Annotated in this window: 16 protein-coding genes; 10 read left to right on the plus strand and 6 right to left on the minus strand. The window is 73.6% G+C overall.

Translation table 11 applies throughout. The features are described 5' to 3' along the window. Window positions 1–302 precede the first annotated feature (302 nt). Together BUE41_RS02690 and BUE41_RS02695 are read right to left on the minus strand one after the other, a co-directional pair. Window positions 303–1082 carry a hypothetical protein gene (locus BUE41_RS02690; RefSeq protein ID WP_143171938.1) on the minus strand — a complete coding sequence of 260 codons (780 nt, stop codon included), beginning with the start codon at window positions 1080–1082 and terminating at the stop codon, window positions 303–305. A 154-nt stretch (window positions 1083–1236) separates the two neighbouring features. Next, entirely contained in the window at window positions 1237–2268 is a 1032-nt protein-coding gene (locus BUE41_RS02695; protein ID WP_073455235.1) for an LLM class F420-dependent oxidoreductase, read from the minus strand. Window positions 2269–2322: 54 nt separating this feature from the next. On the opposite strand from BUE41_RS02695, the gene BUE41_RS02700 reads away from it, so the two are divergent. The 6 genes from BUE41_RS02700 to BUE41_RS02725 all read left to right on the plus strand — a co-directional run bounded on the left by BUE41_RS02700 (window position 2323) and on the right by BUE41_RS02725 (window position 8890). Next, on the plus strand, window positions 2323–2775 hold the full coding sequence (locus BUE41_RS02700) for an MSMEG_6728 family protein (RefSeq protein WP_073455236.1): 453 nt from the start codon (window positions 2323–2325) through the stop codon (window positions 2773–2775). A gap of 84 nt (window positions 2776–2859) precedes the next feature. Further along, window positions 2860–3084, plus strand: a complete 225-nt coding sequence (locus BUE41_RS02705) for a hypothetical protein (protein WP_073455237.1) — start codon at window positions 2860–2862, stop codon at window positions 3082–3084. A 124-nt stretch (window positions 3085–3208) separates the two neighbouring features. Further along, complete coding sequence (locus BUE41_RS02710; protein ID WP_073455238.1) at window positions 3209–4126, plus strand: DUF4333 domain-containing protein; 918 nt, start codon at window positions 3209–3211, stop codon at window positions 4124–4126. A 143-nt stretch (window positions 4127–4269) separates the two neighbouring features. Further along, complete coding sequence (locus BUE41_RS02715; RefSeq protein WP_073455239.1) at window positions 4270–4998, plus strand: ABC transporter ATP-binding protein; 729 nt, start codon at window positions 4270–4272, stop codon at window positions 4996–4998. Further along, window positions 4995–6569 (plus strand): sensor histidine kinase, encoded by a 1575-nt coding sequence (locus tag BUE41_RS02720; RefSeq protein ID WP_073455240.1) that lies wholly within the window; start codon window positions 4995–4997, stop codon window positions 6567–6569. The genes BUE41_RS02715 and BUE41_RS02720 overlap by 4 nt, the downstream gene beginning before the upstream one ends. After that, window positions 6566–8890 carry a hypothetical protein gene (locus tag BUE41_RS02725; protein ID WP_073455241.1) on the plus strand — a complete coding sequence of 775 codons (2325 nt, stop codon included), beginning with the start codon at window positions 6566–6568 and terminating at the stop codon, window positions 8888–8890. Before BUE41_RS02720 ends, BUE41_RS02725 begins: the two co-directional genes overlap by 4 nt. 3 nt (window positions 8891–8893) lie before the next feature. On the opposite strand, the gene BUE41_RS02730 is transcribed toward BUE41_RS02725, so the two are convergent. Beyond that, the gene (locus BUE41_RS02730) at window positions 8894–9301 is read right to left on the minus strand and encodes a response regulator (RefSeq protein WP_073455242.1); all 408 of its coding nucleotides are present in this window, start codon (window positions 9299–9301) and stop codon (window positions 8894–8896) included. 97 nt (window positions 9302–9398) lie between these two features. Next, window positions 9399–10055 (minus strand): LuxR C-terminal-related transcriptional regulator, encoded by a 657-nt coding sequence (locus BUE41_RS02735; protein ID WP_200803754.1) that lies wholly within the window; start codon window positions 10053–10055, stop codon window positions 9399–9401. A gap of 373 nt (window positions 10056–10428) precedes the next feature. Here BUE41_RS02735 and BUE41_RS02740 point away from each other — a divergent pair, with 373 nt between their 5' ends. After that, entirely contained in the window at window positions 10429–11076 is a 648-nt protein-coding gene (locus BUE41_RS02740) for a cytidylate kinase-like family protein (RefSeq protein ID WP_073455244.1), read from the plus strand. Window positions 11077–11112: 36 nt separating this feature from the next. Here the strand turns inward: BUE41_RS02740 and BUE41_RS02745 are convergent, their stop codons facing one another. Continuing rightward, window positions 11113–13404, minus strand: a complete 2292-nt coding sequence (locus BUE41_RS02745) for a hydantoinase B/oxoprolinase family protein (protein ID WP_073455245.1) — start codon at window positions 13402–13404, stop codon at window positions 11113–11115. Further along, window positions 13401–15503, minus strand: coding sequence for a hydantoinase/oxoprolinase family protein (locus tag BUE41_RS02750; protein WP_073455246.1), 2103 nt, complete (start codon window positions 15501–15503; stop codon window positions 13401–13403). Before BUE41_RS02750 ends, BUE41_RS02745 begins: the two co-directional genes overlap by 4 nt. A gap of 100 nt (window positions 15504–15603) precedes the next feature. Here BUE41_RS02750 and BUE41_RS02755 point away from each other — a divergent pair, with 100 nt between their 5' ends. The 3 genes from BUE41_RS02755 to BUE41_RS02765 are packed head-to-tail and all read left to right on the plus strand — an operon-like array spanning window position 15604 to window position 19467. After that, window positions 15604–17088 (plus strand): FAD-dependent monooxygenase, encoded by a 1485-nt coding sequence (locus BUE41_RS02755; protein WP_073455247.1) that lies wholly within the window; start codon window positions 15604–15606, stop codon window positions 17086–17088. Next, window positions 17085–18719 carry a (2,3-dihydroxybenzoyl)adenylate synthase gene (locus BUE41_RS02760; protein ID WP_073455248.1) on the plus strand — a complete coding sequence of 545 codons (1635 nt, stop codon included), beginning with the start codon at window positions 17085–17087 and terminating at the stop codon, window positions 18717–18719. The genes BUE41_RS02755 and BUE41_RS02760 overlap by 4 nt, the downstream gene beginning before the upstream one ends. A 43-nt stretch (window positions 18720–18762) precedes the next feature. Further along, window positions 18763–19467 carry a TetR-type transcription factor C-terminal domain-containing protein gene (locus tag BUE41_RS02765; protein WP_073455249.1) on the plus strand — a complete coding sequence of 235 codons (705 nt, stop codon included), beginning with the start codon at window positions 18763–18765 and terminating at the stop codon, window positions 19465–19467. Window positions 19468–19893 lie beyond the last annotated feature (426 nt).

The raw sequence follows: 19893 nt of genomic DNA on the forward strand, positions 1-19893 counted from the left end.
CACTCGTTGGTGCCGAACTGATCGCCGCCGAAGGTATTCGCGGTTTCGCCGCCGGCTGCCGAACCGGATGAGGTACTACTGGTGGACACGCTGAGGACCGCCTTGATCGGATCGCATCGTCATCGCCGAGGGGACTGGTCACCAGGTTAGCCCTCGCGGAAATCCGTGCCACATCCTGGACGGACCCCTCTGCTTGCGCCGACCGGGTGACGCGGCGGTGACTGCCTGACACGGTCGCTACCTGCGAAGATCCGCTGGGCCGTGGTGCGTCGCACGAGCGGACGGGCGTCCGCCGGAGCAGGTCAGGCGGGTCGCTGACCCATCTCGTCGACGGTCGCAGTGGTGACGGCCGTGGTGCTGATCACGGTCCCGGCGGGCAGGCCGAACCGCGAGTCGGCGCGCAGGGTGTCGCGCTCCCCGGCGAACTGGCCGTCCTCCGGCGAGATGAACAGCTCCGTGCGGGTGCGCCCGGCGTCGTGCACGACCGCGATGCACTCCTGCCCGTCGAGGTTGCACACGCCGTCCTGGCGGGTGACGTCGGGCAGCCCCAGCAGCGCCGCGTACAGCGCGGTCCGCAGCGGCGCCGGGACGAGCCCGGTGCGCAGCACGTTCACCGCGGCCGCGAAGGGGCCGAACCAGCTGCCCGGGTTCTCGTCGACCAGCTGCTTGCGCAGCAGCTCGGGATCGCGCGGCAGGTCGGCGAAGAACGCCGGCGTCGGTGACTGCCAGTTGCCGCGCCGCGGCGGGGCGGGCGCGCACGGCGGCTGCTCGTCCTGCTCCCCGTTGAGGTCGAACCGGCCGTGCGGGGCGACGAACCGACCGACGGGGCCGACGTCGCGCAGCTCGAACCCGTCCGCGGCGGCCTGCTCGGCTGAACCGATCAACCACTTCTGCGCGCCGGTGAGCTCGCGCTCCATCAGCCACACCCGGTCACTGCGGGCGGGGATCCACTGCCGGACCCGGTGCTCGGTCAGGTGGGTGTGCCGCCCGAACGTCCCCATCCACCACGCGTGGGTCTCGACGTACAAGTACTGGTCCGGCCGCAGCGGTCTATCGGACGCCTCGATGGCGAGGTCGGGCAACGCACGCTCCACTTCCGTGTCGGACGCAGTCCACCTCAGAGTGTGACTGGATGCGGAGCGTGGTCAACCCGGGCCCCATCGTCACCGTCAGCCAGCACGACGACGAGGAGATGCGATCAGGGACGGTGATCGGGGACGGCGATCCGGTGCCGCTTCAGGAGATCCACTCCTTGACCCGGCCCATGAGCCGGACCGGGTCTGCCGACACCGGGGTGACGTGCAGGTGGGTCACGCCCGCCTCCTGCAGCGCGGCGATCCGCTCCTTCACGTGCCCCTCCGGGCCGATGAGCGTGGCCTGGTCGATGAACTCGGCCGGCAGCGCCGCAGCGGCCTCTTCCTTCTTCCCGTCGAGGTAGAGGTCCTGCACGAGCTCGGCCTCGTCGGCGTAGCCCTGGCGGGCGAAGATCGTGTTGTAGAAGTTGCGCCCGCGCGCGCCCATGCCGCCGATGTAGAGCGCGAACATCGCGCGCGCCGCCTTGCGGGCCGGCTCGAGCATCTCCTCCTCGGTGGCGAGGATGCCTCCGCCGGTGATCTGCAGCGGGCCCAGCTCGGGTGCGCGCTTGGCCAGGCCCCTCGCCAGCACGTCGCCGAAGACGGCCTGGATCTTCTCCGGCACCAGGGTGTGCGGCAGCCAGCCGTTGGCCAGCTCGGCGGTCATCTCGACGTTCTTGTCGCCCAGCGACGCCACCCAGATCGGGATGTCGGCCCGGCGCGGGTGGTTGATCAGCTTCAGCGGCTTGCCCAAGCCCGTGCCCTGGTCGGGCGGCAGGGGGATCCGGTAGATGCCCTCGTGCTCCACCCGCTCGCGCCGCCACACCTTGCGGCAGATCTCGATGATCTCGCGGGTGCGGCCGATCGGCTTGTCGTACGGCACGCCGTGGAAGCCCTCGATCACCTGCGGGCCGGACGCGCCCAGGCCGAGGATCGCGCGCCCGCCCGAGAGCGCGTCCAGCCCGGCCGCGGTCATCGCCAGCAGCGTCGGGGTGCGGGTGTAGATGGGCAGGATGCCCGAGGCGATCTGGACCCGCTCGGTCTTCGCGGCCAGGTAGCCCATGAGCGTGACCGCGTCGAAGCTGTACGCCTCGGGTACCCAGACGACGTCCAGCCCGGCCTTCTCCCACTCGATCACCGCGTCCGCGTTGCGGATCGGGTCGTCGCCGTACTGGAGGATCGTCGAGAGGAGCATGTGATGTCTCTAGCCGGAAGTTACCGGTGAGTCAACCCGGGTACGCGGGGGTACGTGCAGACGTTCCTGCCCCATCCCGACTTCGCCGCCAGCGCGGCCGTGCTCGACCGGCGGCGGCTGGGCAAGCAGCGCGTCGAGGCGCTGCAGATCCTGCGGGCGCTGACCTGGCCCGGATACGGCTGGCAGCACCACCCGGCGGTGGCGATGTGGCGCGGCCACCCCGAGGCCGTCGCCGCGTACGGGCTGGCGATGTGCGCCGAGTGGACCGCCCGCGGCGGGGCCGACACCTGCGCCGCGACGATCACCACCGATCTCGCGGCCGCCGGGTACGGCCCGCCGCGCACCCAGGCCGAGCTCGCCGTGGCCGGGCTCCTGCCGGGCTGGCTCGGCGACGAGCGCGTGCACCGCAGCCACCGGGAGGCGCTGGTGCTGAAGGACCCCGAGCACTACGGTCCGCTGTTCCCGGACGTCGTGGGCCCGGGCGCCGGCTACCACTGGCCGCGCTGACCGCAGGGATCACACCGGGGTCGGGTGTGGACCCTCCCGCGGCGGGGTACCCGGCAGAGGACGGGCAGCGGGAGGACGGGCCGGATGGACAGGATCGACAGCACGCACGGCAGCCCCGACGGGGGCGCGCGCGGCGACGTGACCAGCACGAACGCGCCGGCCGCCACGCGGTGGCTGCCGGCGGGCTGGGACGCCGCTGCCGCCCTCGGGGCGATCGTCGCGCTCATGCTCGGCCCGATCCCGACGATCGCGTTCGGGGTGGCCTGCGGGCTCGTCCTGCTCAGCGTGCGCAGCCGCCGAACCCGCTGACCCCGCGCCAGCGCGGTCCGGGGGGTGGTGGCAGCACCACTCCGGCTCCACCTGGAGCCATCGTGTTCAGCGCGCGCCGTGCTCGACGAGACTTCCTCCAGGACACCCGACCTTGGAGTGAACGATGAGCGTCGACCGCGCGTTCCCGGGCAGCATGGACCCGACCGTGGCGCACCCGCAGAACGCCCCGTACGGGCCGGGGCCCCACCGCTACGAGCCGCCGGCCGGCCTCGGTGGGTACGCCGGTCCGCCCGGGGCGATGCCGCCGCCGGTCCCGGCTCCTCCCGGTGGTGGTGGGGGTCGCCGCACCGGGCTGATCGTCGCGATCGTGATCGCGTCCGTGCTCGGCCTGCTCGTGGTCGGCGCCGGCGCCTGGCTGCTGCTGGCCCCGCGCCACATCGACCCCGACACGGTCGCCAGGGAGATCACCCGCATCACGCAGGAGACCGACGACGCGACCCCGACGAACATCCAGTGCCCGTCGGACGTGCCGTTCGAGAAGGGCCGCACCTTCACCTGCACGGCGACCCTGAAGGGCATCGAGGTCACCTACACGATCACGCAGAACGACGACGACGGGAACGTCACGATCAACTACCGGCGCCCGGTGCTCGACCCGGTGTCGCTGCAGAAGGAGATCGCCCGCGTCACCGTGAACGAGGTCGCCGTCGAGCCGACGAACATCCAGTGCCCGGCCGACGTCCCGTTCGAGAAGGGCGCCGCGTTCACCTGCACGGCCACCCTGCAGGGGCAGCCGATCAACTACACGATCACGCAGACCGACGGTGAGGGCGGGCTCAACATCGCCCACGACCGCGTGCTGCTGGTCAAGGAGGTCTCCGACGAGCTGGCCGCCCAGCTGACCCGCGACGTCGGCGAGGAGATCGTGGCGGTCTGCGGCGCCGACGGGCAGACGGTGATCGTCAACGCCCCCGGCCAGCCGATCCGCTGCGGCGCGGCGAACGCGGCCAACCCGGCTCGCAACGCGCCGGTCCTGGTGACCGTCGACCAGAACGGCATGCTCAGCTACCAGGTGCAGTGACCCCGCACCGATTCCATCCGGCGCAGGTCCCGATCACGGGGCCTGCGCCGTCGCCGTGCACATCGCCGTGTATGTCTGATCCGTGCCTGATGCCAGCCTGAGTGCCCGGTAACGTGTCCCGCTTGTTGCCCGAGCACACATCGATGCCCCGCCCGCCCGCAGCCGCCCCACCTGCGCTGGAGGTCCACGGCCTGCGCAAGACCTACGACGCCCGCTCGGCCCCGGTGCGCGCGCTGCGCGGCGTCGACCTGGTCGTGGGCACGGGTGAGTTCGTGGCGCTGACCGGGCCGTCGGGCAGTGGGAAGTCGACGCTGCTGCACCTGGTCGCTGGGCTGGAGACGGCGGACGAGGGCACGATCGCGCTCGCCGGCACCACCCTCGACGGGCTGTCCTCCGCCCGGCTGGCCCGGATGCGCCGCCGGCACATCGGGCTGGTCTTCCAGTTCTTCAACCTCATCGACCACATGACGGCCCTGGAGAACGTCGCCCTGCCGGCGCTGGTCGCGGGCGCATCCCCCGCGGCGGCGACCGAGCGGGCCCGGGAGCTGCTCGATCGGCTCGGCCTGCTCGACAAGTCCGGCGAGCTGCCCGCGACGCTCTCCGGTGGGCAGCGTCAGCGGGTCGCGATCGCGCGGGCCCTGGTCAACCGGCCCACGCTGCTGCTCGCCGACGAGCCGACCGGCGCGCTGGACTCGGCGGGCACCGCCGACGTCCTGGACGTGCTGGCGCGGATCAACGCGGCCGGGCAGACGATCCTCGTCGTCACCCACAGCGCCGAGGTCGCCGCGGCCGCGGGTCGGCGGGTGCAGCTGCGCGACGGCCGCATCGTCGACGAGGAAGCCGAGGCCCTCACCGCAGCGGGGCCGGCGTGACCCGCACGGCCCGCCGCACGCTGCTGCTCGCCGGCGTGGTCGTGGCCGCGGCGATCGGCTCGGTCGCGCTCGCCGCGGCCCCGCTGGGCGCCGGCCCGCCCTGGACCGTGGTGCTGCCGCTGTGCGCGCTGCCGATCGTGCTGGCCGTCGCCGCCGGGTACAGCGTCCCCGCCTGCCGGGCCAGCACGACGATCCTGGTCGCCGCCGCCGACTTCGCGGGGATCGCACTCGCCGTCGACATCGGGCTGCTGCTGGTCTTGCTGCTGTTCGGCCGCATCCCGACCGGGGTGCAGATCGACCTGGTCAACGCGGCCCTGGTCGGCCTGCTGTTCGTCGCGACGATCGCCGGGCCGCTCGGCCGGCGCGCCGCCCGCTCCGCCCGCGCGCTGGTGGCGGGCGTCCGGCGCACCCCCGACGAGCTGCTCGCCGACTTCGGCGACCGCTCCGCCGACGGCATCCCGGCGGCCGAGCTGCTGCGCCAGCTCGCGGAGTCGCTGCGCCGCGACCTGAACGCGTCCGTGGTGCGGCTGTGGTGGACCGACGACGAGGCCGCGGGGGTGCTGGACCAGCAGGTCGTGGTGCCCGCGACCGCACCGCGCAGCGTCGACCGGCTCGACGACACCGACCTGCGCGTGCTGTCCCGGGCCGGGGTGGCCGGGAACGGCTGGCTGCGGGCCTGGCTGCCGAAGATGCTGCCCGACGTGCCGCAGCCGCAGGCGCCGCAGCTGCGCATCGCCCCCGCCGTGTACGGCGGGCGGGTCCTCGGGTTGATCGAGGTCGAGCGGGCGGCCGACACCGGCGCGTTCAGCGCGGTCGAGGAGCGGGCGCTCGGCGAGGTCGCCCGGCGACTGGGCATCGTGCTGCGCAACCGCGCCCTCGACGCCGCGCTCAAGGCCACGCTGGAGGACCTGCGACGCAGCAACGCCGCCCTGCAGGCCTCCCGGACCCGGCTGGTCACCACCGCCGACGCGGAGCGCCGCCGCATCGAGCGCGACCTGCACGACGGCGCGCAGCAGCACCTCGTCGCGCTCGCCGTGGGCCTGAAGCTGCTGCGCGACTCCACCGAGGGCACCCCGGGCGCCGACACCGAGCTGCTCGACGAGCTCGACGAGGGCGTGCGCGAAGCGATCGCGGCGCTGCGCGATCTCGCCCACGGCATCTACCCGCCGCTGCTGCGCGACGCGGGTGTGGTCGAGGCGCTGCGGGCCGCGGCCAAGCGGACCCCGCTCGACGTGACGGTCACCGCGGGTGAGCTGGGCGATCTGAGCGAACCGGTGCGCGCCGCCGTCTACTTCTGCTGCGTGGAGGCGCTGCAGAACGCGGCCAAGCACGCGCCCGGCTCGACCGTGACGATCCAGCTGGAGCTCGAGCCGGGCCCGCGGCTGACGTTCTGCGTCGCCGACGACGGGCCGGGCTTCGACGCCGCCGGCCGCACCGGGCACGGCCTGCAGAACATGTCCGACCGTGTCGGCGCGCTCGGCGGCGAGCTGGAGATCCGCTCCGCGCCCGGCCGGGGCACCTCGGTCATCGGGACCGTGCCGTTGTCCACGCCCGCACCGGTGACCCGGTGACCGCTCCGGACGCCTTCGGCTGGCCCGCCGTGCGGGCGGTCGCGCGGGCCGAGCGCCGCCGCGGCCGCGGGCTGCTGCTCATCGCGTTCCTCGCCGGGATCGTCGGCGCGGTCGTAGCCGGCTCCGTGGTGCTCGCTGAGCGCACCGCCACCGCTTACCCGCGGCTGGTCGAGGCAGCCGGGCTGGACGACGCCCGCGTGCTGGTGCCCGCCGACCAGGCCGGGCTGGCGGAGGCCGTCCCGCGGCTGCCCGGTGTCGAGCAGGCCTGGACCACGAGCAGCTGGGTGGCGCGCATGGCGCGGCCCGCGCTCACCTACGTCACGCTCGGGGCGGGCGCCGACCGCCCCGGCGACCTCGTGCGCCCGGTCGTCGTCACCGGGCGGGCCCCGCAGGCCGTCGACGAGGTGCTGGTCAGCGAGCCGGTGGCGGAGCGGTACGGGATCGCGATCGGCGACGAGCTGCGGCTGGAGCTGCTCACGCTGCCGCAGATCGCCCGCTTCGACGTCGGGTTCGGCACCCCCGACGGGCCCGCGGTCACCCTGCGCGTGGTCGGCGTGGGCCGGATGCCGGCGTGGGACGGCGCGCTCTCGCACCTGTGGGCGTCCGAGGAGTTCGCCCGCACCTACGCCGGCACGGCGTCGGCGTACGCGATCTTCGTGCGCACCGCGGGACCGGCCGGGGCGCAGCGGTTCGCCGAGGCCTACTCGGCCGCGGCCGCGGCCGCACCGCGATCCATCGCCGCGCGGTACATGCCGGCCGGCGTGCAGCTGCCCACCAGCGAGCTCGATCCCACCGTGCAGGCCGCCGAGGTGGCGATCGTGCTGGGGCTGGCGGCGTTCGCGCTGGTCGTCGCCGCCGCGGGCGGGTTCGTCGTGAGCCAGGGCCTGCTGCGCCACCACGCGGCCGGCCGGTCGGCGCAGCAGATCGAGCACGCCCTCGGCATGACGATGACCGAACGCGTCACCGCGCGCGTGCTCACCGCGGCGCCCGCTGCGCTGCTCGTCCTGGCCCTCACCCTGGCCGGCGGGATCGCGGCCGGGGCGCTGGCGCCGCTGGGCAGCCAGGCCCGCTTCGAGCCCACCCCGGGGTTCCGCGTGGCGTGGCCGGTGCTGGGGATCGTCGGCCCGGTGATCGCGCTGCTGTTCCTCGGCGGCGTGGCCGTGGCCGCGGCGGTCGCCCGGCACACCGGTAGCCGCGTGCCGCCGGTGCGCAGACCGTTCCCGATGGCCTGGGCGCGGCGCTGGCCCGCGCTGCTGGTCGGTATCCGCATGGCGCTCGGCGCCCGGCCCGCCGTGCTGACCGTCGCCGGCTCGGCCGCCGCGATCGCCGGGGTCGTGGCCGCGGCGGTGTTCGGGGCGAGCCTGGAGCGGGTGGTGACCGATCCGGCACGGTTCGGTGAGATCGCCGACTTCTCCGTGGCCGACGCGCGACTGATCGACATCGAGCGGCTCGCCGCCGATCCGCGCACCACCGCCGTCACCGTCATCCGCTCCTCGACGGTGCAGCTGACCGGCGGACGCACGGTCCCCGCCGTGGTCGCGTTCTCCTACAAGGGGCCGGTCGAGGTCACGGTGACCAGCGGCCGGCTGCCGATCCGCCTCGGGGAGATCGCGATCGGGCCGCGGATCGCGGCTGCGGAGGGCGTCCGGATCGGCGACACGATCTCGGTGGACCGGCCCGGCGGGGGCGTCGACTCGCTCACGGTCACCGGCATCGTCGTACCGCCGCGCGCCGACACCCGCTTCCGGCTCGGCGACGGCGTCGTGCTCGCGGGGGAGCAGGCTGCCCTCGTCACGTCCGGGCCCGCGCTGTTCTCCGCCGAGGTCACGACGCTGCCCGGCGAGCGCGAGGAGCTGATGGGCGAGTTGAGCACCCGGCTGGAGATCGAGCCGCGCCTGGTGCCGGCCGAGATCCGGGTGCTCGCCGACCTGCGGTCGCTCCCGGAGGCACTCGCCGCCGCGCTCGGCGTGCTCGTCCTGGCCGCGGTCGTGTACGAGCTGACCGCCGCGCGCCGCCGGTACGCCCGGGAGCTCGGGGTGCTCGCGGCCGTCGGGGAGACACTGGGCCAGGTGCACGCGACGCTCGCCGTCATCGCGCTGGTCAGCGTGGGCCCGGCGCTCGCGATCGGGGTGCCTTTGGGGATCGGGGTGGCGCGGGTGCTGTGGTGGCAGGTCGCGACCGCGAGCGGGGTCGGCGCGGAGCTGGCGGTGCCCGCGGTGGTGCCGGCCGTCGTGCCGCTGGTGCTGCTCGTGGCGCTCGTGGCGGCGGTGGGCCCGCTGGTGCGCGGAACCGGCGTCGTCCGGGCGCTGCGGACGAGCTGAGCGCTAGCCGGAGGTGGCGCCGGCGCAGCCGCGCGGGCGCAGCCGCTCCCACAGCTCGTGCAGGGCGGCCGGGCGCAGCTCCTCCTTGTGCAGGTACGCGGCGACGCCCGGGCTGTCCAGGGGGAACGGGAGATCGTCGCGACGGTACGTCGAGCAGAGCACCACGACGGCGGCCGGGGCGACGTCGGCCATCCGGGAGGCGGCCTCGATCCCGCTGATCCCGGGCAGCTGGACGTCCATCAGCACCAGGTCGGGCTGCAGGTCCGGCGCGGCAGCGAGCGCGTCCTCGCCGGTCTCGGCCTGGCCGACGAGCTCGAACCCCGGGGTGCGGGCCGCGACCCGGGCCGCGGCCATCCGGAACGGCCGCTGATCGTCCACGACCATCAGCCGCACCGTCGTCCCCCCGGTCATGACCTCCAGTGTGACCGGCGGACCGGGGGTACGTCAGGAGGACCTCCTGGTGGATCGAGGGTGTAGCTGGCACCACCCCCGATCGGGTGCGCGCAGGTCAGCGCCGGTTCTGCAGGTAGACGAGGACCGCGCTGACCCGCCGGTTGAGATCCTTCTCCTCGGACAGGCCGAGCTTGGAGAAGATCGAGTTGGTGTGCTTCTCCACCGCCCGCTCGGACAGCACCAGCGATGCCGCGATGGCCGCGTTCGACTTGCCCTGCGCCATCTCGGCCAGCACCTCGGTCTCCCGCGGGGTGAGCGCGTCCAGTTCCGACGGCTGCTGACGGTTGGCGGCGACCAGGCCCTCGATGACGGTCGGGTCGATGACCGAGCCGCCGGCAGCCACCCGCCGGATCGCGTCGACGAGCTCGTCGCCGTCGGCCACCCGCTCCTTGAGCAGGTAGCCGCGCCGCGCCGTCCCGTCCGAGAGCAGGGTGAGCGCGTAGTCGGCCTCGGCGTACTGGGACAGCAGCAGCACCCCGACCTCGGGGCGCTCGGCGCGCAACCGGGCGGCCACCGCGATGCCCTCGTCGGAGTTCGAGGGGGGCATGCGGATGTCGGTGACCACCACGTCGGGGGAGTGCTCCTCGATGAGCTTCTCCAGACCGGGCAGATCCGATGCCGAGCCGAGCAGGGTGATGTCGTCGGCCGCGCCGATGAGGCGGACGAGTCCGTGGCGCAGCAGGGCGTTGTCCTCGGCGAGGACGACTCCGATGGTCACCCGCACACATTAGTTGCTCACACACATTTGTTGACCGTGCACGGGCCCGGTTGTTTCCGCACCGCCCATGGGTGTGCTGGCACCACCCCCGGCTCGCCAGGTGACACCGTCGTGGCGCAGGGATGAGAACGGGCAGAGTTGTCGTTGTCAGGACGACGGATACCTCCCGGTCCGGCTGGGGAGCACGGAGCGGGAGTGAACGGGCAGCGGCCTCGAGGGGTGTGCCGCTGACCGCTGTCGGGGGCGGAGCGGGCCGGATCCGCGGGGGCGATCCGGCCCGCTCCGAGGCGCGTCCTCCACCTTCTGCGGTCAGGTAGCCCGAACGGGTGAGTCAGACGGCCGATCGCGGGCACTAGCCTGCCTGCCCATGCACGTCGTCACCATCTCGGCCAGCTTCGGGGCCGGCGGATCGATCGTGGGTCCCGCGGTCGCCGAGCGACTCGGGGTCCCGTTCCTCGACCGCGCGATCCCGGCCTCGGTCGCGGCCGAGCTGGGTATCCCGCTCGAGGAGGCCCTCGCCAACGACGAGCAGGTGCAGAGCAGGTTCTCGCGGTGGCTCACCGCGGCGGCGCCGCTGTCGATCGAGTGGATGGCCGGCTGCGAGCTGCCGCCGGTGGTGGCGCCGGAGCAGATCGTCGAGGGAACGGTGAAGGCGATCCGGCGGATGGCCGCCTCCGGCGGGGTCGTGCTCGGCCGAGCCGGGGCGATCGTGCTGCGCGACCACCCCGGTGCGCTGCACGTGCGGCTCGACGGCGACCGCGAGCGGCGGATCCGCCAGGCGGTCGAGCTGAAGGGCATGTCGGAGGAGGAGGCGCGGGCCGCGCAGCCGCGCAACGACGCCGCCCGCACGGCGTACGTGCGGCACTTCCACCGCGCCGATCCGGCCCTGCCCTGCCACTACGACATGGTCCTGGACAGCACCCGCCTGCCGATCCCGGTGTGCGTCGAGCTGATCGTCACCGCGGCGCGGGCGACGGCCGTGCACGGTGTCGCCACGGCGAACGGGGCGAGCTGAGCCCCGACCCGCGGTTCGGGCCGGGGCTCAGCCGGATCAGGCGACGCGGCCGACGGTCGCGACGGTGTCCGCGTGGTCGGCGGGCACCACCGCGGAGTACAGCGCCGTCCAGCACGAAGGGCAGCAGTACTGGCGGAACACCACGGGCACGTCGACGTAGTCGGCTGCATCGGCGATGATCTGCGGCCCCGCTTCGGTGGGCGGGCCCTCGTGGTGGGCAACGGTGATCCGCGCGGCGTCGCCGAGTACCTCGCCGCAGTGCCGGCACGCGATGCCGCCGTCGCCGGGCAGCTCGACGAGGTTGTCGTCGATGCGCCGGCCCGCGGACACGTCGGCCCGGCCGCGGGTCGTCCCCTCCACGTGCGAGCGTTCCCGCCGCTGCCCGCGCAGCCGCTCGCGTTCGGCCGCCGTCGCGGCTTCGTCGACCACACCGTCGGTGACGACGACCCCGTAGACCGATCGGGCCGCCGCCTCGGTGATCTTCTCCTCGGCCAGGTCACGAGCGACGGCTCCGGGATCGCGGGTGAGCGGGTCGCCGTAGCCACCGCCGCCCTGCCAGGTCATCGCGAACACCTCGCCAGGGGCCAGGTAGGAGGTCGCGTAGTTCTGGCCGGGCTCCAGGGTGTCGCTGATCTCCTCCAGCGACGTGGGCAGCTTCCCGGCCGCGAACAGCTCCGCGATCCGGCTCTGCCGCGCCACGACGTCCAGGCCGCTGTTGCCCGGGTAGCCGCCGGACAGGCCCGCGTTCTGCGCCACCGCCTTGCCCGCCGACGCCAGCACCAGCCCCATCGGGATCGAGGTGCCGTGCGGGGTGATCGCGAGCGATGCACCGAGCCCGCCGCGGTGCCGGCCGGGACCGCCCGAGTCGGGCACCTCGCGCCGCCACAGCGTCAGCACCGGGTAGAGGAACTCGGTCATCTCGACGTCGGGCACCCGGCCCATCGGGATGCAGAACAGCCCGCCGGTGTCGATGCCGTCGGCGTGCGGGCGTGCGCCGTACCCGCCCGCCATCGGCTCCATGATGATCGACAGGAACGGGGCGGGCACCTCGCCGCGTTCGTCGAGGCCGGCGATGACCGCGGTGTCCCACGTTCCGCAGCAGGTGGCCTGCACGTTCTTGCCCAGCTCCAGGTCGCGGTCGAGCATCTGCGACAGGCACTCGGCGATCAGGCTGCCGGTCAGCCACGCCGGCCCGATCGGACCGCGGCTCACCGCCGCCGGGAACGTGGCGTTGTTGAGCGTGCCCTCCTCGGTGACGAGGTCGAAGCAGCGCATCAGCCCGCCCGCCGACCACGGGATGTCGTTGGCCAGGATGGGCAGCAGCGCGAGCATCACCCCGCCGCGCATACCGGCGTAGGTGCAGTTGATGACGCCGGCCTGGGGGTCGGTGCCGGTGAAGTCGAAGGTGAGGTGGTCGCCGCGCTTGATCGTGGTGACCGTGATCTTGTGCAGGCCGCGGTCGCCCTCGTGGCTCTGGTCCTGGTAGCCGGTGGCCGACCACGATCCGTCGGGCAGCGCGCGCAGCTTGGTCCGCAGCCGCGCCTCGGCGTCGTTCATCATCCGCTTCATCACGGCCTTGACGGTGTCGGCGCCGTACTGCTCGATCAGCGCGTGCAGCCGCTCCGCGCCGACGTTGTTGGCGCCGATCTTGGCCCGCAGGTCGAGCCCGATCAGCATCGGCACGCGCGAGCGGCGCACCCACAGGTCGGCGACGTCGCGCTGCAGCACCCCACCCCGCACCACCTTCACCGGCGGGGTGGGCAGCGACTCGGAGAAGACGTCCTGGGCAGCAGGGGAGAACGAGCCGAGACCGACGCCGCCCAGGTCGGGCTGGTGGGCGATCGCGCTGGTCCAGGCGAACAGCTTCCCGTCGTGGAAGACGGGCTGGTAGACGATCACGTCGTTCTGGTGCAGCCCGCCGCCCACCCACGGGTCGTTGCACAGGAACATGTCGCCCGGCTCGATGCCCGGGTTCGTCGAGCGGTGCCTGAGCGTCCAGTAGATCGCCAGGTCGACCGCGCCGACGAGCATCGTGTTGTACAGCCCGACCTGCACCTCCTGGCCGAGCTCGTCGGAGATCGCGAAGTCGAAGTCGTTCGCGTCGGTGACGATGGGGGAGCCGGACATGCGCTTGAGCGCCTCGCCCATCTCGTCGGTCACCGACCACAGCCGGTGGCGCACCACCTCGTAGGTGAGCGGGTCGAGCGCGTCGACCTGCTCCTGGGTCACGGTGTGCACGGGCAGCGACGGGGGCAGCGTGCGGGCCAGCTCGTCCGGGTCGACGGGGCGGCTGGAGAAGACCTCCGAGCCGGGGATCGGCATGGTCATCGTGCGCTCCCGGTGACGATGGTGAGGTTGCCCAGGTGGTCGACGGTGCCGGTGCTGCCGGCGGGGATCACCACGGTGGTCGTGGGGACCTCGACGATCGCGGGCCCGGCCAGCACATGCCCGGCGCGCAGCTCGCGGTAGTCGTAGACCGGGGTGTCGACGTAGCCGGTGGCGGCGTCCAGGCAGACCGGCCGGGTCGTGGCGGGGACGGCGGCGCCGGTCGCGGCCGGCACCTCGGGCAGCGCGGGGCTGAAGGGCAGCACCCCGATGCCGCGGACTCGGAACGTGATCGCCTGGATGCCGGCTTCGCGGAAGCCGGTGCCCTCGCCGAACATCTGGGCGTAGCGGCGTTCGAACGCGGCGGCCGCCGCCTCGATCGCGGCGGCGTCGAGCGGTCCGTTCGCCACCGGGGCGGTGACCTCGGCGAGCTGCATCGTGTACCGCATGTCGATCTCGCGGTGCAGCTCGACCGCTTCGAACGTCAGGCCCTGGCGGGCGAGGCCGTCGCGGACCCGCTCCTCCAGCTCGGCGAAGGTGCGCTCGGCCCGCGCGGGATCGAACGGCACGAACGTCGGATCGGACAGCTCCGCGGCCAGCACGATGTCCGACGAAGCCAGCCCGAACGCGGAGAACGCGCTCGCCACCGGCCCCAGCGGCACGACGACCTCGGAGCAGCCGACCTCGGCTGCGTAGCGCGCGCAGTGGGCCGGACCGGCCCCGCCGAACGCGTACACGACGAAGTCGCGCGGATCGTGCCCGGCCTCGACGACCGTCTTGCGCAGCAGGTCGCCGGTCTGCGCGTTCTGCACCGCGTAGATGGCCGCGGCTGCCTCCTCGACGGTGAGGCCGAGCGGTTTGGCGATCTGGGCCTCGATGGCCTGGCGGGCCAGGTCGAGCGAGAGCGGCTTGCGCCCGCCGAGCAGGCCGCGCTCGGGGAGGATGCCGAGCACGAGGTTGGCGTCGGTGTTGGTCGGCTCGGTGCCGCCGTTGCCGTAGCAGGCGGGGCCGGGCACCGCCTGCGCGCTGCGCGGGCCGATCCGCAGGTTGCCGCCGGGATCGAGCCACGCGATCGCGCCGCCGCCGGAGCCGATCGCGTCGACGCGCAGCGTGGGCACGTTGATCGGGTGGTGGTTGATCACCGTGGTGGTCTCGCGGACCGGTTCGCCGTCCACGATCAGACCGGCGAGGAACGTGGTGCCGCCGACGTCGGTGGAGATGATGTTGCGGTGGCCGAGCTGGCGGCCGAGGGCGACGGAGCCGACCACGCCGCCGGTGAGCACCGAGCCGACGGTGGTGATCGCGGTGGCCGGCGCCTCCCGCGCGGCCACGGCGCCGCCGTTGGACTGCATGACCAGGAGCGGCCCGGCCAGGCCGTTCTCCCGCAGCGTCGACTCCAGGTTGCCGAGGTAGTCGCGCAGGCCCGGCCCGATCTGCGTGCTCATGATCGTGGTGGCGTTGCGGGCGAACTCGCGGATACGCGGGCTGACCTCGCTGGACAGGGCGACGAAGACGTCCGGGTCGGCCTCGTGGATCAGCTCCCGCAGCCGCTGCTCGTGCGCCGGGTTGCGGAACGACCACAGCAGCGACACCGCGATCGCGCGCACGCCCTCGCCGAGCAGGGTGCGGATGGCCGCGCGGGCGGCGTCCTCGTCGAGCGGGACGATCACGTTGCCGTCGCGGTCGATCCGCTCGGTGACCTCCAGCGCGCGTCGCTTGGGCAGCAGGGTGTGCTGCTTGGACTGGCCGAGGACGTTCTGCAGCTCGTGCGGCGACCGACCGAGGTAGCGGCCCTCGACGTTCATGATGAAGATCGAGTCCCGGTGGCCCTGGGTGGTCAGGAACCCGACCGGCGGCACGTTTCCCATGACCAGGGCGTTCAGCGAGGAGGTCGTGCCGTGGGCGATGTGGTGGGTCTCCGCGAGCATCTGCGGGAGCGGCTTGTCCAGCTGCTCGGCGAGCAGCTGCAGGACGTCCAGCACGCCGCGGGAGTAGTCGGGCGGGGTCGACGGTGACTTCGCCGCGAGGACGGTGCCCGCGTCGTCGTCGAGAACGGCATCGGTGAACGTCCCGCCCACGTCCACACCGATGACATAGGCCATTGCCAACGCTCCTTCGCGTCGCGGCGGTCTGACGGATGCGTAGACTATTCAACATGTGCGATAGTGGTCAAGCTGCTGTCGTCGACGAGGGAGGACGCGAATGCGGGTGCGCAGGGTCGCGGTGCTGGGCGGTGGGCCCGGCGGGCTCTACGCCGCGCGGCTGCTCAAGCTGACCGATCCGGCGTGCGAGGTCACCGTGCACGAGCAGGGCGACCCGGACAGCACGTTCGGGTTCGGGGTGGGCCTGGCCGCCGGCACCCAGCGCAAGCTCGCGGCCGCCGATCCCGACAGCCTGCGCGACGTGCTCGCCGCCGGCCGCCGCCACGACATGCGGATGACCGGCAGCGACGGCTCCGCGGCCGACGTCGTGCGGGTGCGCAACGACCGGCTGATCGGCATCGCCCGCACCGAGCTGCTCGCCATCCTGCAGCGGCACGCGGAGAAGGCCGGGGTGGCGCTGGAGTTCGGCGCCCGCCGCAGCGCCGACGAGCTCGACGCCGACCTGGTGATCGCCGCGGACGGGGTGTCCAGCGCCACCCGGGAGAACGGGCCGTTCGGCGGCCGGGTCACCACCGGGCGCGGGCTGTACCTGTGGGCCGGCACCGAGTTCGCGCTCCCCGACGCGCTGTTCGCACCGGTCACCACCGAGCACGGGGTGCTCGTGACGCACGCCTACCCGTACTCGGCCGAGCGCAGCACGTTCCTCGTCGAGACCGACGAGACCACCTGGCGGCGCGCCGGGTTCGCCGAGATCGACGTGGCGCCGGAGGCGTCCGACGAGGTGTCGCTGCGCTACCTGGAACGGGCGTTCGCCGAGCAGCTGGGCGGGCGGCGGCTGATCGGCAACCGCACCCGCTGGCTGCGCTTCCGCACGGTCACCTGCGAGCGCTGGTCCGCCGGGCGCACCGTGCTGCTCGGCGACGCCGCGCACACTGCGCACTACTCGATCGGCTCCGGCACCAAACTGGCGATGGAGGATGCGATCGCGCTGGTCGACGCGCTGCGGACGGCGCCGGACCGCGCCTCGGCGTTCGCCGAGTACGAGCGCGTGCGCCGCCCGGCCGTCGAGCGGCTGCAGGAGCTGGCGCGGCGCAGCGCGCTGTGGTGGGAATCGTTCCCGCTGCGGCGGCACCTGCCGGCCGCGCAGCTGATGGTGGCGTACATGTCGCGGGCCGGGAACGTGCCGCTGCCGCGGTTCGCCGGCACCAGCCCCGACGTCGTGCGGGCCGCGCTGCGCACGTACGCCGGTGAACCCGGACCGGCCGATCCCGCCGCCGTCACCGAATGGGTGCTCGCCCGGCAGCGCGCGGCGTTCCCCGCCGAACCCGTCCACGTCGACCTGCGTGATCCGTGGGGGCCCGACGGTGACGCCGTGCTCGCCGGGGTCGGCGGGCGGGCCGTGCGGCTCACCGGGCCCGCCGAGCGCGGGGCGGTGCTGACCCGGCTCGACCTCGGCGAGCGGCTGCGGATCGAGACCGGGTCGCTCGTCGAGGTGGAGGCGCCCGCCGCACTGCGCGACGATCTCGCGGCGGGCCTGGTCAGCGGTCGCTGCGACCGCGTGCTGCTCAGCGAGGAGGAGGCATGACGAAGGACGCGCGACTCGTCGGGTACCCGCCCGGGCTCGTCACCGAGTACCGCCGGGCCGGGCTGTGGGGTACCCGCACGATCGCCGACGAGTTCCACGCCGTCGCGCGCGCCCACCCCGACCGGCCCGCGGTGATCGCCCTGGACGGCCGGCTCACCTACCGCGAGCTCGACGAGCGGACCGACCGGCTCGCCGCCGCGCTCGCCGCGCGCGGGCTCGCCCCCGGCGATCCGGTGCTGTTCCAGGTGACCAACCGGCTCGCCACCGTCGTCGCCTGGTACGGCGTGCTCAAGGCGGGCCTGGTGCCGGTGTGCACGCTGGCCGCGCACCGCGGGCACGAGATCGGCGAGATCAGCCGGCGGGTCGGCGCCGTCGGGCACCTCGTGGAGCAGGATCTCGTCGAGTTCGCCCGGGAGCAGCGCGCGGGCCACCCGACCCTGCGCGAGCTGTTCGTCCTCGACGAGCTGGCCGAACTCGAGCACGGCGTCGATCCAGCGGTCGCGCGGCGGACCGTCGACGCGATCCAGGCCGACCTCGATCCCGACGGGATCGCGGTGTTCCAGCTCTCCGGCGGCACCACCGGTGTGCCGAAGGTGATCCCGCGGCTGCACGCGGAGTACTGGTACAACGCGGCCGAGTACGCACGCTCGTGGGGCTGGACGCCCCAGACCCGCGTCGCGCACCTGATCCCGATCATCCACAACGCCGGGATCGTCTGCGCCGTGCACGCGCCGCACAGCGCGGGTGCCTGCCTGGTGCTGGGCACCGCCGACCTGGACGTCTCGCTGCCGCTGCTGGCCAGGGAACGGGCGACGCACGTCCTGCTCGGGCACGGCCACTTCCGCGCGATCGCCCATCCCGCGTTCGACGCTGCCGCTGAATCGATCGACCAGGTCGTGCTGTCCGGGGCGAAAGTGCCGCCGGAGCTGTTCGCCGACCTGGAGCGGCGCGGTGTCTGGTCGGGGCAGCTGTTCGGCATGGGGGAGGGGATGTTCCTCACCACCCGCCCCGGCGCGCCGCGCCTCGCCCGCGCCACCACGGTGGGCACCCCGCTGTCGTCCCACGACGAGATCCGCATCCTCGAACCGGGCACCGAGGACGAGGTGCCCGACGGCGAGGTGGGTGAGCTGGTCTGCCGCGGCCCGTACACGCTGCGCGGCTACTTCGACGCGCCGGAGCACAACGCGCGGGCGTTCACCAGCGACGGCTTCTACCGCACCGGCGACCTGGCCGCGATCCGGCTGATCGACGGCGAGCGGCACGTCTCGATCGAGGGCCGCATCAAGGACCTGATCAACCGCGGCGGAGAGAAGGTCAACGCCGAGGAGGTGGAGCAGCTGCTGCTGCGGCATCCCCGCGTCCGGGGTGCGGCCGCGGTACCGATGCCGGATCCGCGGCTGGGTGAGCGCACCTGCGCCTACCTCGTCGTCGACGGGCCGCAGCTCACCCTGTCCGAAGTGCAGGAGCACTTCGCCGCGTTGGGCGTGGCGAAGTTCAAGTGGCCCGAGCGGCTCGAGCACGTGCCCGAGATCCCGCGCACCCCCGTCGGGAAGACCGACAAGAAGCGGCTCGCCGCCGACATCGCCGACAAGGTGGAGCAGGAGCGGCTGCAGCGGGCCGGTGCCTGCTGACGCGCGCCGGGCCGGTGGCGGGCGGCGGCCTACCATCGGCGGCATGAGCAGCGCTGATGCCCGCGGCCGGTCGAGCACCGCGCGCCGGGAACTGGTGGAGAACGAGCTCTACGAGCACGCCACCCGGTTGTTCGCCGAACGGGGCTTCGCCGGGACGAGTCTGCAGGACATCGCCGACGCCATGGGCATCACCCGGCCCGCGCTCTACTACTACGTCAAGAGCAAGGACGAGCTGCTCGCCAAGCTGGTCACCGAGGTCACCAACGGCCCGCTCGACGAGCTGAGCGGCCTCGTCGCCCGCGCGGGCCTGGACCCGGTGCAGAAGCTGCGCGGCGTCGTCCGGATCATCGTCGCTCGGCGGACCGCGCAGCCCGAGCGGTTCCGGCTGCTCATCCGCTCGGAGGCCGAGCTGCCCGAGGAGCTCACCGCCGCCTACGACCAGACCCGCCGCGCCATCCTGAAGGTGATCGCCGGAGTCATCGACGACGGCATCCGCGCCGGGTTGTTCCGCCCCGTCGACGCGCGGATCGCGGCGCTGGGCGTGCTGGGCATGTGCAACTGGGTGGCGTGGTGGTTCCACCCCGGCGGTCGTGACACCCCGGAAGCGGTGATCGAACAGCTCGCCGACATGGCCGTCGGGGCGCTTCAGCGACCGGACGGACACGTGCTGGACGGGGAGGGGCCGGCCGCGGCGATCAAGATGCTGCGGCAGGACCTCGATCATCTGGAGCGGATCCTGGATCTGTGACCGCGGCTCCACGATCGCGTCGAGGTGGGTTTCCACGGGTCGGCGACGCGGGACCGATGATCTCGAGGTGATCGTAGGGGGCCGGGGTGCTGCCCGGCTCTGTCGGGGTCTGTGCGCCCGGGGCGCTGCGCGGAGACTGTGCGCCCGGGGCGCTCGCCGAACCCCGCCAGGGGCGCGCCCCTGGACCCCGGTCCTCCCTCCGGTGGTGCTCTCGGGCCGGCTCCACCGTCGCCGGGCGCCCTCTGGAGACGCCGCACCGCCGACCGGGCGGCAACCGGAACAGTGCTGGTTGCCGCCCGGCCGGGCCCACCCCGCCTCACCTCGTCCCTCGCCCCCGCCTCACCCCACCCCACCCGGGCGCAACGAACGGTCCTTTCGTCCACTCCGAGTGCACGAAAGTGCCGTTCGTTGCCTTCGGCGCCACCG

Origin of the sequence: Pseudonocardia thermophila (assembly GCF_900142365.1) — a bacterium.
GTDB classification, from domain to species: domain Bacteria; phylum Actinomycetota; class Actinomycetes; order Mycobacteriales; family Pseudonocardiaceae; genus Pseudonocardia; species Pseudonocardia thermophila.